Genomic DNA, 13,457 nt, shown 5'->3' with positions numbered 1-13,457 from the left:
CTGCCCGGCCTATCTGGAAAGCTGCTCCAGGTAGCGCTGTGCATCCAGTGCCGCCATGCAGCCTGTCCCCGCGCTCGTAATTGCTTGCCTGTAGATGTGATCCTGCACATCTCCCGCCGCAAACACGCCGTCGATCGAGGTCAGGGTTACCATGCCGTCGAGGCCGGACTTCGTCCTGATGTAGCCGTCCCGCATCGCCAGCTGGCCTTCGAAGATGCTGGTATTGGGCTTGTGCCCGATGGCGATGAAGATGCCGTGCACCGCCAGCGCTTCCAGTTCACCGCTGGCGTCGCGCAGTACCGCGCCGCTTACTCCGGCATCGTCGCCCCGGACTTCGTGCAGCGTCGTGTCGAGTTTCAGGACAACCTTTCCCTCGGCAACCTTCGACATCAAGCGGTCGACCAGGATTGGTTCTGCGCGGAACCGGCTGCGCCGGTGGACCAGGGTCACGCGCGCCACAATATTCGACAGATAAAGCGCCTCCTCCACCGCGGTATTGCCGCCGCCCACTACCAGCACTTCGCGGCCACGGTAAAAGAAACCGTCGCAAGTGGCGCAGGCCGACACACCGCGTCCCATGAATGCCTGCTCCGAGGGGAGCCCCAGGTACTGGGCCGAGGCGCCGGTGGCGATGATTAAGGCATCGCAAGTGTACTCACCGGCATCGCCGACCAGCCGGATCGGGCGCTCATCAAGGTGGGTGGTGTGGATATGGTCGAAAATGAAGCGGGTGCCGAAGCGCTCGGCATGGTCGCGGAAGCGATGCATCAAATCCGGCCCCTGCACGCCCAGCGGGTCGGCCGGCCAGTTTTCCACGTCGGTCGTAGTCATCAACTGGCCGCCCTGCTCGAGGCCAGTAATCAGGGTTGGCTGCAGATTGGCGCGGGCAGCGTAGACGGCGGCGGTGTAACCGGCAGGACCTGAACCGAGAATGAGCAGGCGGGAATGTTGTGGCATGTCGGGATCCTCAAATAATCACAATGCAGGTTAATACCGGCATGCCGCGAAAAAGTTCATTCCTTCCTGCTGTAGTGGGCAATAAACCGCCTGGGCTTAGAAAGCCTTCTTGCCAGGCATCAGCTCGTGCGGGTGGCGCCAGCCAGGCAAGTCGCTGATGCGCTGTTTCCACGCTTCGATGTGCGGGAATTCAGCCAGGTCGATCCCGGTCTCCTCCGGCATGTAGACATAGCCAATCAGCGACAGGTCCGCGATGGTCAGGCGGTCGCCAACCAGGAACTTGTTGGCGGCCAGGTGCTTGTCGACGATGCGATAAGCGCCGATCGCACGATCTCGCAGGAACTGGGTGACGGGCGTGTCGCCGGTCTTCTGCAGGCCGTACATGAAGCGCAAGGTCGCGTAATAGCTGGTGAACTTGTGGTTGTCGAACAGGATCCAGCGCCAGATTTCGCGCTTCTCTTCATCGGTGCGAGGACCGAATTTGCCGGTCACCTCGGCCAAGTAGTCGAGGATCACGCCGGACTGGCTGATCTTCAGCCCCTTGTGCTCGAGCACCGGAATCTCTCCCATTTCATTGAGATTGTCACGCCAGCCTTCCGTGCGCGTCTCGCCGCCGAAATAGTCCACTACCACAGGCTCCCAGTCCGCGTTGGCCAGCGCCAGGAAAAGGGCTGCCTTGTACGAGTTGCCGGAAGCAGCAAAGCAGTGCAATTTGAATTCCGCCATCTTGGTCCTCTTGAGTTGGGTGTCGTCAGGCGGATAATAGTAAAACAGATTGACGGCGGCTGCAGGGCGGCGTTCAGGGCACAGTCCACTAGTTCAGGTAGCTGCTGCGCGCCTTGCGCTCCTTGCGGAACAACCAGGGTTCGAGCGGCTCGCGTTCCGCCCATAAACCGACCCGGGAGCTGCGCGCTGCGGCCTGGATTGCCGGCAGCGAAGGATCATGGTTGTACTGGGGGTAGACCCAGGCCATGCCTTTGCGCACCTGCGCCACGTTGGCGTTGACGTCGCCGCAATGGACGACGGCCACGGTGCGTCCGTAACGATCCTGTTTCCCCGAGTCGAGCGTCGCGTCGCGGCCAAAGCAAAGGTCCGACAGCGACTGCTTCGAACGCGCGCCGAAAGACTGTTTCTTTTCCGGCGCATCGATATTCGCCAGGCGAACCTTGACCGGACGGCCCTTGCTCAGCACAGTCAGCGTGTCGCCATCGGAAACGCCGATGACCGTGTCTGCGTATGAATGAGTACAAATCAGTGCAAAGATCAGTGCAAGCTTCTTAATTTCCCTACTCCACTTGTTTAGACGGCCGCAATTGTAGCGTCATAGCGCGACTTCCGCAGCGAGCTTGAACGTGCGCTGCCCACTGCTTGTCACGTTTCGCAAGGAATCGTGGCGGCCGTCCTCGAAAATTTGCGTATTGCGGGTATCGGGCTTCAATACATTGCCAGCCGTGGCGCGCAAGGTCAGCCCCGGCCGCAATTGCCAGGCGGCGTTCAAGTCCAGCCGGCGCTCTGTGCCTCGCCCGCTCCACTGCGAGGCAGATATATGCGCCAGGCCACCCTTCTGCAGGTTCCAGTTGAAGCCCGCCGTCTTTCCCGCTCCGAAGCGAATATCGACACCCGCGTTGATGGTAAGCGGCACTTGTTCGCCAAGCCGGTTGCCGGGCGATGCCACGGAATCCACCTTCGACCAATTGCGCGCGACGCCTATTCGCGCCATCGTCCCCGCCGCCAAAGCCAGGCGCCCGTCAAATTCCAGGCCGCGGGTCACGGCGCCGCCGATATTGCCAGGCGTCGCCACCCACTTGCCCTTGTCTTCGAAAAGAACTGAACCGATGACATTGGCAATGCTCCGATGATAGGCAGCCACGCTGGCCATGCTGTCCTGGCCGAAATAGCGTTCGTAAGCGGCATCGATTCCCCATGCCAGCTCCGGACGCAATGCCGGGTTGCCCTGCACATCGGGATTTGCGGGGCCGTTGCCATTGTTGACCGTGAAACGGCGCGGCACCAGGTCGCGCGTATTGGGCGCCTTGTAGCTGCGCGCGAGACCAAGCCGCAGCTGATCGCGCGAACAGGGCAGGCGCCAGAGCAAATGCGCCACCGGACTCCCGACGGCGGTGCTGCTGCGCACGTCCGCCAGGTCGCGTCCATTGGTCATCGTGCGCAGCCCTTCCCAGCGCAGGCCGATATATGCCTCAAATCCAGGCGATACCGTCCATTCATCCTGGGCGTACACGGCAAAGCGCCGCACGCGGGCGATGTAACGCTGGTCAAGCTCGCCAAGCGGCTCGCCTGCCGCACTGGCGTCCTCCTGTCGCCGCCATTCCGAACGCCGCGCCACCGAACCATCCCACCCTGCCGCCAGTACATGTCCGCTGCTGCCTCCCAGACGCCATTTTCCGCTGCTGCTGGCGCTATCGTCCGACGCGCTGGAAATCACGCGGCGCAGCCAGACCGCATCTCCTGACGCGTCACTTCCGGTGAAAAGATAGTCGCTGTTGCGCCGGTTATGCGCCAGGCCAGCCTTCCAATCGATGCGGTTTGCGTCCCCAAGACGATGACTGGCCTCGATATCGCTGCGCGCGATGCCGGTGCGGGCATCGGCCCTGTATGCGCTCACCGGGAAATCGCTCGATGCGCCGAGCAGCGCAGTTTCCCCGCTGCTGCCACGGTTGCGATTGCGGACATGGTCCAGCAGGCCTTGCCAGGCTACCTTCGTTCCGCCGTCGAATTTCCAATTCAGGCGCGGCGCCAGGCCTATGCGCTCCGTGGCCAAGAAGTTCGCTTCGGCAGTCTGGCGCCGGGCCGACAAGGTGCTCTCGAAAATGCTGCTTGCCGGTGCGCTCTTTCCGCGTGCGGCCTGTATCGCCACGTTGCCGGAATAAACCTCGCCGGGACGCGACAGGTCGAACGACGCTTCCGGAGACCAGCCGGCGCCAGCGTCCTTGCCGGCCAGCGAGGCCAGCGACCGGGCCCGCCCAGTGCTTCGGCGCAAAACAATATTGATGCTGCCGGCGATGCCTTGGGTGCTGCTGTCGGCAGTTGCACTGCGCAGGATCTCGATACGTTCGACGAGCTCCGGCGCCAGGTTCTCCGGCGAGAATCCGGGCGGCGCCGGTTCGCCATTCAGCAAGAATTGCGTATGCCCGCCGCCCAGCCCCCGCAACTGCACCTGCCCCCCGCTTACCGTAACTCCGGGCTGGCGACGCAGGGCCTCGGACATGGTGGGATCGCCATAGCGTAACAGCTCATCGCGTGAAACGATAACCCGGCCCGCGCCATCATCGCGGGGTTGCTGCAAGGTGCTGGCCGCTTTGACCTCGACACTCACCACGTCGCTTTCGGCACTGGCGCAAAGGGGAAACAGGAGCAAGTAAAGCAATATTCGCATCGTAAAGACCCGGTTGTAAAAGAACGATGCGCATTGTTGGCGAAACCTCGGGAAAGCCGATACGGAGTGTGACGAACACCCGGCCCACCGGGACGAACGCCGGAATGCGGCTGCTATACTGCCGCGCCATGGACCGACTACATTCAATGCCAGCCTGGCTGCGCGCCTTGCTGGCCAACTTCGCGCTGTGGACGCTGGTCTGCGCGCTGGCCGGCATCACCACCTACGGCGAACGTATCGAAAGCGGCGACACCCGCAGCTACTGGCAGATGACCGCCGGCTGGTGGGTTGGCTACTCGGCGATGATGTTGCAAAGCTATATGCTGTACATGGTCTACCGCCGCCATCCGGAATGGCTCGCCAGCATGCGCCGCGTCGGCCTTGGCTACCTTGCCTATCTCGCAGTAGGCTGGCCCACTGCAATGCTTGGGCTGGCATTCCGCCGCTGCTTCAAATTCGACATCGACCCGACCTTTGGAAACGCCTGGACCTACGTGGCCACGATGGACAAACTCGAGTGGTTTATCGAGTACGTGCTGCTGACGATGGCTTTTGGCGTCGTGGTGGCGCTCCTGCTGTGGCGCCAGCGCCGGCAGCAAGACCGGCAACTGGCCCAGGCCCTGCTTTCGCTTGAACGCCAGCGCTTGGCCGCCTTGCGCGGCCAGCTTGAACCGCACTTCATCTTCAACACCTTGAGCGCGATCGGCGCCCTGGTGCGCATGGACGACAAGGCGCTCGCACTGGACGCCCTGTCCCGGCTGGGGGATCTGCTGGAGTATGCCTTGACGAGCAGCGAAAGCGATTGGGTGGCGGCCGGCAAGGAGCTGGAATTTGTCCGCAGCTACCTGGACTTGCAGCGCCTGCGTTTCGGCGAGCGCCTGAAGGTACGCATTGCAGGCGCCCATTTGCTGGACGACGGCATCGATTGCCCTCCAATGCTACTGCAGCCGCTGATCGAAAATGCCTTGCGCCACGACCTTGAATGCCATGAAGGCGACAGCGATATCGACATGGCGTTCACGCGGCATGGTGACCGGCTCACGGTACAAGTATCGAATCCGGCCCGCATGCACGCTGCGCCTTCGGCAGGCCTGGGCATTGGCCTGCGCGGCATTCGCGCGCGCCTCCAGCTGGCCTACGGCGATGCAGCCACCCTGGCGACGTCGCGCACCGGCGGCCGCTTCCTGGCGGAGCTTTCCCTTCCCTGGAGGCCGCAGCCGTGAAAGCGCTGATCGTGGACGATGAGGCGCACGCCCGCACCAACCTCCGGTTTGCCCTGGAGGCATTGCCGGGATGGGAGATCGTGGCGGAATGCGCCAGCGCCTCGGCCGCACGCACCTTCCTGGACACCGGCGGCGCGGATATCGTGCTGCTCGACGTGCAAATGCCGGTGGAGTCGGGGCTCGACTTTGCGCGTGAACTGAGCCGGCGCGAACTGCCGCCCTTGATCGTGTTCGTGACGGCACACCGGGGCCACGCCCTGGAAGCATTCGACGTCCACGCGCTCGACTACATCGTCAAGCCTGTGGATGAACGCCGGCTGCAGCAGGCCCTGGAACGCGCCGCCAAGCTGCTCGACCAGCGCGCCGCATACACGCAAGCCCTGCGCGGCTTCGTCGATCCCCGCCCCGGCTACTGGACCGAACTGGCTGTGCGCTCGGTCGGCAGGATAGACCGGGTCAACCTGTCGGAAGTGCTGTGGATCGAATCCGCGGGAAATTATGTGGAACTGCACCTGCCGCAGCGTACCTTCCTGCACCGCAGCACCTTGACGGAGCTGGAGCGCTACCTGGACCCGGCGCAATTCCTTCGTATTCACCGCCGCATCCTGGTGCGCAGCAGCGAAATGCTGGCCGTTCGCCAGCTCCAGGAAGGAAGCCACGAACTGACACTGGCCGGCGGTGCGCAACTGCCGGTCAGCGAACGTTATGCCGCGGCGGTAAAAGACCGCCTCGCGCGGCCTACTCTACCCAGCTGAAGCCATCGCGCGCCAGCAGCGCGAACGATTCCGACGGGCCCCAGGTGCCGGCAGCATAAGGATTCGGCTTCTCGGCCAGGGCGCTCCAGCCGTTGATGATCGGATCGGCCCATTCCCATGCAGCTTCCAGTTCGTCGCGGCGCATGAAGTGGGTCAGGCGGCCTCGCACCACGTCGATCAGCAGGCGCTCGTAAGCTTCGGCCCTGCGCTGCGAGAATGCGGATTGCAGGTCCAGGTTCAGCGCCACCTGCTGCATTTGCATGCCGCTGCCGGGCTGCTTTGCCATGAGCTGCAGCTTGATCGCTTCTTCCGGCTGCAGTTCGATCACCAACCGGTTGGCTACCCCGCCCGGCGTCTCAGGGAACAGCGGGAACGGCGGGTTGGCGAATTCGATCACGATCTTGGACGAGCGGCGCGCCATGCGCTTGCCGGTACGCAGATAGAACGGTACCTTGGACCAGCGCCAGGTATCGACGTAAGCGCGCATCGCCACGAAGGTTTCAGTGCTGCTGCCCTGCGGCACGTTACGCTCCTCCAGGTAGCCCGGCACTTCCTGATTGCCGCTCACGCCGCGCACGTACTGGCCCCGGACGGTGTCGCGTGCGATCGAGGCAAGGCTGAAGCGGCGCAGCGAGCGCAGGACCTTGAGCTTCTCGTCGCGCACCGCATCCGGCGCCAGCGAGGCAGGCGGTTCCATCGCAACGATGCACAGCAGCTGCAGCAAGTGGTTCTGCACCATGTCGCGCATGGCGCCGGCGCTGTCGTAGAAGCCAGCGCGGCTGCCCACGCCGACTTCTTCGGCAACCGTGATCTGCACACTGGTGATATTCGGCGCACGCCACAGCGGCTCCAGGATCGAATTCCCAAAGCGCAGCACCATCAGGTTCTGCACGGTTTCCTTGCCCAGGTAGTGGTCGATGCGGTAAATCTGCGACTCTTCGAAATGCTTGCCGACCGCTTCGTTGATCTCTACCGCTGACGCCAGGTCGCGGCCAAGCGGCTTTTCGAGCACCACGCGCGCGTTGCGGTCAACCAGGCCGGCTTCGGCCAACTTGTCGCAGATGGTGGTAAACAGCGACGGCGCCGTGGCCAGGTAGAAAACCCGTTCTGCACCAGGACGCGAGACCTTGGCCAGCGGCGCCATGCCGTCTTTTTCCACATCGACCCGCACAAACTCCAGCAACTGCAGGAAACTGCGCCAGGCCTCGTCCGTGAAATTCTCCCCGCTGATGAAGGGACGCGAATGCTCCTCGACGAAGGCCAGGTAGGCCGCGCGGTCGTAGTCCTGGCGGCCGGTGGAAATGATGCGGGTCCCGGGTGGCAGGTTGCCGTGCAGGTGCGCCATATACAGCGCCGGCAGCAGCTTGCGCATGGCCAGGTCGCCCACCCCGCCGAAGATGATCATGTCGAGGGGCAGGCTGGAGTCGAATTGTGGAGCAGAGGTCATGTCGAGGCTCAAAAGTGTTGGTGGTAGCGGGTCGGATTGATAATAATACCCAAACTCTCGCCGGGCGGCAGGACGACGACAAAGGAGGAGGTTTGCCAGGACTGTTAAGATCAGCGATTGGGGGCGCCGTGCTGCTCGTGGCCCTTCCCTCTTGGGCAGGTGGAGTAGTTTGCGAGCCGCCTTACTATCGCCCCGAAAACGGCGGTCCCGAACGCGAACTGTGTGCGATCCAGGCGGCCGCAAAACGATTCCTGGACCAGCAGAACATCCGCGACAAGACCGACTGGCGGCCACTCGGCCCCGATATCAGGATGATGTTTGAAACCTGCCTCGTCCCCCTGGGTGCGACCTGGGCCATATACGAAGCCCGGAAAAGCGTGACGGTGAGTTGCGACCGCACCGATCCATCGGCCTACAAGCGCACCTGGAAGGCCGCGGTCGACGTCTACAGCGAGAGCGAGCAGCTGAACTACCATATCCACAAAGCGGCGAGCACATTCGTACGCCGCGAAAACGCGCGGCGCAAATCGAACCGCAAGGCCGGATACCCGGCAAATGAGACCCAGGTGCCCAAATGCGCGGTCCCCCTCGCCGTCGAATGGCGGGACGGCGCCAGGAACAGTGTCGATGTGATCTGCCGCCAGGCCGTCCAGACCACCTGGGGCAAAGGCAAATGGCGAGTCAAGATACCTGTCGAATGATCCTGTGACCAGCACCGGCGCCGGGAATTTAGTTGTTCTTGACAACCAGTCGGTGCAAAAACTAAAATTGGTTGACTAACACAACCAATCCGCCATGAGTACCAACGAAAACACTGCTCAGCTTTTCCGCGACGTCGTGCGCCTATTCGTTCGCGACCAAAGAGAAAACGCAGGGTGCATGGACGGTGGACAGACGGTACGCTGCCACATACTCAACGAATTGCTGCGCGAAACGCCCCTGCCACAACAAGCATTGGTCAATCGCCTCGGCCTGGACAAAGCATGGATCAGCCGAGCTGTGGACGGCCTTTGCATGGAAGGATGCCTGTCGAAGGAACCGAGCCAGCGCGATAGACGCAGTGTCATGCTGTCGCTCACAGCCAAAGGCAAAGCTCGCGCTGCTTCCTTGAATCTCCAACTGAATCAACATGTAGAAGGCTTGCTAGCGGATGTTCCACCTGCACAAAGGGCCGCGCTGCGCAATGCTTTGCAAACCTTGCACGCCGCGCTGAGCGCACCTGATGAAAGATCGAGGGTCAAATGCCAGAAATAACGTTACGCCCCATGCGTCCGGAGGATTGGCCTGCGGTCCGCAGCATCTATCTCGAAGGTATTGCCAGCGGAAATTCGACCTTTCAGACCGAAGCACCAGACTGGGAACAATGGGACGCCAACCATTTGCAGGCCTGCCGCCTGGTTGCCGTGCAAGGCGATTCCGTCGTCGGCTGGGCAGTCCTGGCGGCGATATCGGCTCGACCGGTCTACCGCGGCGTGGCTGAAGTCAGTGTCTACGTAACACAGTCTGTCCACGGACAAGGGGTTGGCAAGGCCCTGATGCGGGAATTGGTATCGGCCTCGGAACAACACGGTTTCTGGACTTTGCAAGCTGGCATATTTCCGGAGAATGTCGCGAGCCTGGCTGTGCATGCAAGCGTCGGGTTCCGCCAGGTCGGCCGAAGGGAAAGGATGGGGCAGTTACATGGCGTCTGGCGCGATGTCGTGCTGGTGGAACGCCGCGTTACCGGCGACGTTTGCTGACTGGCCGTCACGCTTCTGGCGCTATACCGCTGCCATTGAATGGCGAACGCGTTTCCGGATGGCCTGCATGAACACTGCGAAGGAAATGAGCGACATCACGAGCAGGAGAATCAGTACTTGACGAGGGCGGATCACGTCAAACGACATTGCGAACACTAGCGGCCCACTGGCCTTGGCCAGCAGCGCCGGCGCCGCAAGCGCGCCGGATATCGCCCCGTAATGCAGACGGCCGAACATCGCTGCCGGTAACGTTCCGCGCAGAATAGTAAGCACCCCATTGCTGAGTCCATACAGCAGGCAGAAAGCCGCGACACCCCAAGCCTGGCTTCCAAATGCAGCAACCGCGAACAGCGCCACCGGCAATGCTGCGAACGTATAGATTCCCACGATCGTCGGCGGCCTTCCGTTGCCCCAGGTACGCTCGATAAGCCGTCCTGCCACCTGCATCGGTCCAATCAAGGCCGCCAGCATCAAGGCAAGCTCCATCGAATGTCCCAAGGCCCGCATGACGCGGATCAGGTGGACGGAAATCGCAGCAAAGATGAATGCGTTAATCGCAAAAGCCGCGGCCAGAAGCCAGAATTGTGGCTGTCGGATGGCTTGCTGCAGTGTCGCACCGGCGTGACATGATGCGAACGCCTTCTGCTGGTGCGCGCCGTCAAGAAGGCAATGCAATGGCGCACAAACCAGCAGTTGCACAAGCGCGTAGAGCGTTAATGTATCTCGCCAGCCCAAATGCACCTCCAAGGCCTCGGTCAGTGGCCAAAATGCTGTACTGGCAAGGCCGCCCAGCAAGGTGACTGTCGATATGGCCCTTGCACCATCATTGGCGAGGGAGCCATTCAGCGTTGCAAAGGCTGCCTCGTACAGGGTGAGCGACATTGCAGCGCCAATCAAGGTCCAGGCGGCCATATAGGTGGCGTACGACCCGGCAACCGCAAGGCACCACAAGCCCAAACCAGCGGCCATGGACCCCGCCACCATGATCCAGCGACCGCCATGCCGGTCAATCGCAATGCCGACCGGCGTTGCAGCAAGCCCCGCCACCAGCACGCTCCAGGAGAATGCACCAAAAGTCTGGCTCGCCGTCAGCGCCAGGTCAGCCTGGATTCGGCTGGCCAGGATGCCGAAGGCGTAGTACAACATTCCCCATGAAATTACCTGCGTTACCGCCAGAACTGCAACAGGCTTCCGTATTTGCATTTCACCTCCTTCAGTTCGCAGCCTTGCAGCAGCCAGGCAAGAACATCGACCACACCTGTTTTGCGAAAGACGACCTGGCCGGATACGTGGTCGGCCGATACAGGCCTACCGCAGCAGGATCATTGCCTTTTGCATGATAGCGGTAGGTGCCAAACACCATATCCCAGACCACCAAAGCACGGCCAAAATTCCGGTCGCCGTCCCTGGCGTTATCGGCATGGTGCCAACGATGAACTTCATTGGTGCTGAACACATAGTTCAACCATCCGCTCCGTAGCGGCAGGTTCGCATGTTGCGTCATCAAGACGGGATAAGTCAGCGCAAGGTAGCCAAGCACCACGTCCGGCGGCGTGCCGATTAACAGAAGCGGTGCAAAGCCCAGAATGTAGTTGATGGCATAGTTCAAGGGATGGATGCGGAAGTTATTAAGCCAATACAGGCGCTGGCTGCCATGGTGCAGGGCATGCAGCCACCACAATGAAGGCAGGCGATGATGCAAGCGGTGCGACCAATAACTCGTGTACTCGGCCAACAGGGTGGCGACCAGGACTTGCGTGGCGAAGGGCAAATCGGCGGGGAAGACTGCAGCACCAATCTCCATCGCCTGCGCTCCCGCCAGCGCCAGCACCGGTACCGGCAGTAGCCACTTCAGTAGCGGATCGACTACGCCAAACAGCAGCGCCGCGCTGGTGATGTCCGTACTCAGGTCGCCCTGCCCTGTTTTCCAATCAGGGCGGTATGTCATGTTCCGCTCTGCAAATCCTGCAGCGGCGAGAACCAGAGCGCTCGGGATCACGACAGCAAGTTCAAGGCTTCCGCCAATTTTCCTGGCCACCAGGAAGACTCCGGAATTCAACGCCAGCGCCATTGGCAGGAAAAAGCGTGCGAGCAAAGTCTTTATCACGCTACCTCCCCGACTTATATGCAGCACGCGCCTGCTTTCGACCGTGGGCTGCAAGCGGCCGACGACGAACAACCAGGCTGTCCTTTGGCCTTTTCCGCCTCGTCCAAAGCGCAGCACGCCGTGCCGGCATCGATGGCCGGACCACCACAGCAGCCGTCGCCGGGTTCGGCCTCGCCTTCATACGCGAGGCGCGTGTTGCACACGCCAGTTTCCGGCAGGTCCAGTTGAACGTCATCGGCGGCGGCCATGTCGCCGGCCAGCCTCGCCACGACCGACCGCACCTGCTCATAACCCGTCGCCATCAGGAAGTTCGGCGCACGGCCATAACTCTTGGCGCCGACTGCGTAGTATCCCGCCTCGGGGTGGGCCAGTTCCCGGTGCCCGTGTGGACGCACGGTGCCGCAGCTATGTTCGTTCGGGTCGATCAGCGGAGCCAGCGCATCCGTGCTTTCCAGCCAAGGATCGTGCCGAACACGCATTTCACGGGTCAGGTCCAGGTTCGGGCGCGCGCCTGTCGCTGCGACGATACGATCGACTTCGTTGATCACCTGTTGCTGGCCATCCGGCTTGTCACAGACAACCGTGATAGCTCCAGCCCACTCCTGCAACGCGACCATTCGGAAATTGGTATGCAGCTCCAGCTTGCCAGAGTCGCGCAATGCCTTGAGCCGAAGGCCAAGCTGGCCACGAGCCGGGAGTCCATCAGCTTCCCCACCGCCGAAGACGCGAGCCAGTTGATCGCCGCGCGTCGCCCAGACAATCGATGTGCCGGGAACGGATTCCGCCAGTTCAGCCAGCGCCAGCAAGGTGCCGGCTGCAGAGTGGCCTGCACCTACGACCAAGGTGCGTTTGCCTGCGTAGTCGGATCGCTGCCCGCCCGCCACATCCGGCATGCCGTAGGCGATGCGGTCGTGCAGTTCCTTCTCGCCCAGGGCAGGAATGCCGTTGGCGCCGAGCGGATTCGGGTTCGACCACGTGCCAGTGGCGTCAATGACTGCCCGCGCCAGGTAGTCTGCCTCACCATCTGGCCCCGCCACGCGGATCACAAACGGCGCCAACTCCCGGCCACGGCTTTTGACCTTGTCAAACCCTTGGCGCGTTACCTGGATAATTTTATGACCAAGCTTCAACGCACCAGCCAATTCAGGCACTTTCGACAACGGCGCAAGATAGGAGTCCAGCAACTCCCCCGCGGTCGGCAAGCCATCTTCGGCAGGCGCCCGCCAACCATGACGCTCCAGCAGCTGGCGCGCGGCCTTGTCGATGTTGTATTGCCATGGCGAGAACAAGCGCACATGCCGGTAGGTATTCAGGTTAGCGCCTGCTTCAAGCCCACGCTCAAAGATGATTGGGCGCAGGCCGCGCTGAAAGAGGTGTGAAGCGGCAGCCAAACCGACGGGGCCAGCTCCCAGCACAGCGACGGGGAGATCATTCAATTGCACCATGATGCGCTCCTTTCGAAGTTCGTCGAATTACGAATAAATAGACAAATTTTTTACAAGCTGCCGATCAACTGCTTGAACTGCTCCAGCCGTTCGGGATTGACGCAATAACAGACGCGCTGTTCGTCGGCGGAACCAAGAATCAGCCCCGCCTGCTTGAGGATGGTGACATGCTGCGAAATGGTCGAGGGCGCCAATGGCAACACATCGGCCAGGCTGCCAAAGTAGCAAGCCCCGTACGCTGCCAGGTAGCGCAACAACTGTACGCGAGCAGGATGCGCCAACGCCTTGCACAGCATGGCCACCTCGTCGGCATCCAGCTCGGGCAGGTCAGTTTTGGGGTTGGAGGTGCAGCAGCTAAGCATATTCATCAAGCGATTCGTCAATCTACGA

At 61.8% G+C, this 13,457-nt stretch carries 14 protein-coding genes; 5 read left to right on the top strand and 9 right to left on the bottom strand.

Going from position 1 to position 13,457, the window contains the following annotated elements:
- Window positions 1–9: 9 nt before the first annotated feature.
- The 4 genes from trxB to ACN9MY_RS12950 form a co-directional block, all read right to left on the bottom strand.
- A complete protein-coding gene (gene trxB / locus ACN9MY_RS12965) occupies window positions 10–957 on the bottom strand; it encodes a thioredoxin-disulfide reductase (RefSeq protein WP_426322833.1) in 948 nt (315 codons plus the stop codon).
- Window positions 958–1,053: 96 nt separating this feature from the next.
- Window positions 1,054–1,683, bottom strand: coding sequence for a glutathione S-transferase family protein (locus tag ACN9MY_RS12960; RefSeq protein ID WP_426171176.1), 630 nt, complete (start codon window positions 1,681–1,683; stop codon window positions 1,054–1,056).
- Between the two features lie 88 nt (window positions 1,684–1,771).
- The gene (locus ACN9MY_RS12955) at window positions 1,772–2,149 is read right to left on the bottom strand and encodes a thermonuclease family protein (protein WP_426171174.1); all 378 of its coding nucleotides are present in this window, start codon (window positions 2,147–2,149) and stop codon (window positions 1,772–1,774) included.
- 129 nt (window positions 2,150–2,278) lie between these two features.
- A complete protein-coding gene (locus ACN9MY_RS12950; protein ID WP_426337440.1) occupies window positions 2,279–4,342 on the bottom strand; it encodes a TonB-dependent receptor plug domain-containing protein in 2,064 nt (687 codons plus the stop codon).
- A gap of 155 nt (window positions 4,343–4,497) precedes the next feature.
- On the opposite strand from ACN9MY_RS12950, the gene ACN9MY_RS12945 reads away from it, so the two are divergent.
- Window positions 4,498–5,574 carry a sensor histidine kinase gene (locus tag ACN9MY_RS12945; protein ID WP_426337439.1) on the top strand — a complete coding sequence of 359 codons (1,077 nt, stop codon included), beginning with the start codon at window positions 4,498–4,500 and terminating at the stop codon, window positions 5,572–5,574.
- Entirely contained in the window at window positions 5,571–6,329 is a 759-nt protein-coding gene (locus tag ACN9MY_RS12940; RefSeq protein WP_426322826.1) for a LytR/AlgR family response regulator transcription factor, read from the top strand. The genes ACN9MY_RS12945 and ACN9MY_RS12940 overlap by 4 nt, the downstream gene beginning before the upstream one ends.
- Here the strand turns inward: ACN9MY_RS12940 and zwf are convergent.
- Window positions 6,313–7,776 carry a glucose-6-phosphate dehydrogenase gene (zwf, locus tag ACN9MY_RS12935; RefSeq protein ID WP_426337438.1) on the bottom strand — a complete coding sequence of 488 codons (1,464 nt, stop codon included), beginning with the start codon at window positions 7,774–7,776 and terminating at the stop codon, window positions 6,313–6,315. The genes ACN9MY_RS12940 and zwf overlap by 17 nt on opposite strands.
- A 128-nt stretch (window positions 7,777–7,904) precedes the next feature.
- Between zwf and ACN9MY_RS12930 the strand changes: the two genes are divergently transcribed.
- The 3 genes from ACN9MY_RS12930 to ACN9MY_RS12920 all read left to right on the top strand — a co-directional run bounded on the left by ACN9MY_RS12930 (window position 7,905) and on the right by ACN9MY_RS12920 (window position 9,515).
- The gene (locus tag ACN9MY_RS12930) at window positions 7,905–8,477 is read left to right on the top strand and encodes a hypothetical protein (RefSeq protein WP_426337437.1); all 573 of its coding nucleotides are present in this window, start codon (window positions 7,905–7,907) and stop codon (window positions 8,475–8,477) included.
- A 94-nt stretch (window positions 8,478–8,571) separates the two neighbouring features.
- Window positions 8,572–9,030 (top strand): MarR family winged helix-turn-helix transcriptional regulator, encoded by a 459-nt coding sequence (locus tag ACN9MY_RS12925; RefSeq protein WP_426337436.1) that lies wholly within the window; start codon window positions 8,572–8,574, stop codon window positions 9,028–9,030.
- Window positions 9,018–9,515: a GNAT family N-acetyltransferase gene (locus ACN9MY_RS12920; RefSeq protein WP_426337435.1), complete on the top strand. Its 498-nt coding sequence runs from the start codon at window positions 9,018–9,020 to the stop codon at window positions 9,513–9,515. Before ACN9MY_RS12925 ends, ACN9MY_RS12920 begins: the two co-directional genes overlap by 13 nt.
- A gap of 21 nt (window positions 9,516–9,536) precedes the next feature.
- Here ACN9MY_RS12920 and ACN9MY_RS12915 read toward each other — a convergent pair whose 3' ends face one another.
- From ACN9MY_RS12915 to ACN9MY_RS12900, 4 genes are read right to left on the bottom strand one after another with little or no spacing between them, the layout of a single operon-like run.
- Window positions 9,537–10,718, bottom strand: coding sequence for an MFS transporter (locus tag ACN9MY_RS12915; RefSeq protein WP_426337434.1), 1,182 nt, complete (start codon window positions 10,716–10,718; stop codon window positions 9,537–9,539).
- Window positions 10,719–10,728: 10 nt separating this feature from the next.
- The gene (locus ACN9MY_RS12910) at window positions 10,729–11,622 is read right to left on the bottom strand and encodes a sterol desaturase family protein (RefSeq protein ID WP_426337433.1); all 894 of its coding nucleotides are present in this window, start codon (window positions 11,620–11,622) and stop codon (window positions 10,729–10,731) included.
- A gap of 14 nt (window positions 11,623–11,636) precedes the next feature.
- Window positions 11,637–13,067 carry an NAD(P)-binding domain-containing protein gene (locus tag ACN9MY_RS12905; protein WP_426337432.1) on the bottom strand — a complete coding sequence of 477 codons (1,431 nt, stop codon included), beginning with the start codon at window positions 13,065–13,067 and terminating at the stop codon, window positions 11,637–11,639.
- A gap of 50 nt (window positions 13,068–13,117) precedes the next feature.
- Window positions 13,118–13,435 carry an ArsR/SmtB family transcription factor gene (locus ACN9MY_RS12900; protein WP_426171158.1) on the bottom strand — a complete coding sequence of 106 codons (318 nt, stop codon included), beginning with the start codon at window positions 13,433–13,435 and terminating at the stop codon, window positions 13,118–13,120.
- Window positions 13,436–13,457: the final 22 nt, after the last annotated feature.

The organism is Pseudoduganella sp. R-31 (assembly GCF_049913235.1).
Classification (GTDB): Bacteria; Pseudomonadota; Gammaproteobacteria; order Burkholderiales; family Burkholderiaceae_D; genus Rugamonas.
Note: the sequence above shows the minus strand (reverse complement) of the source record. Positions and strands in the feature narration are given on the sequence as shown.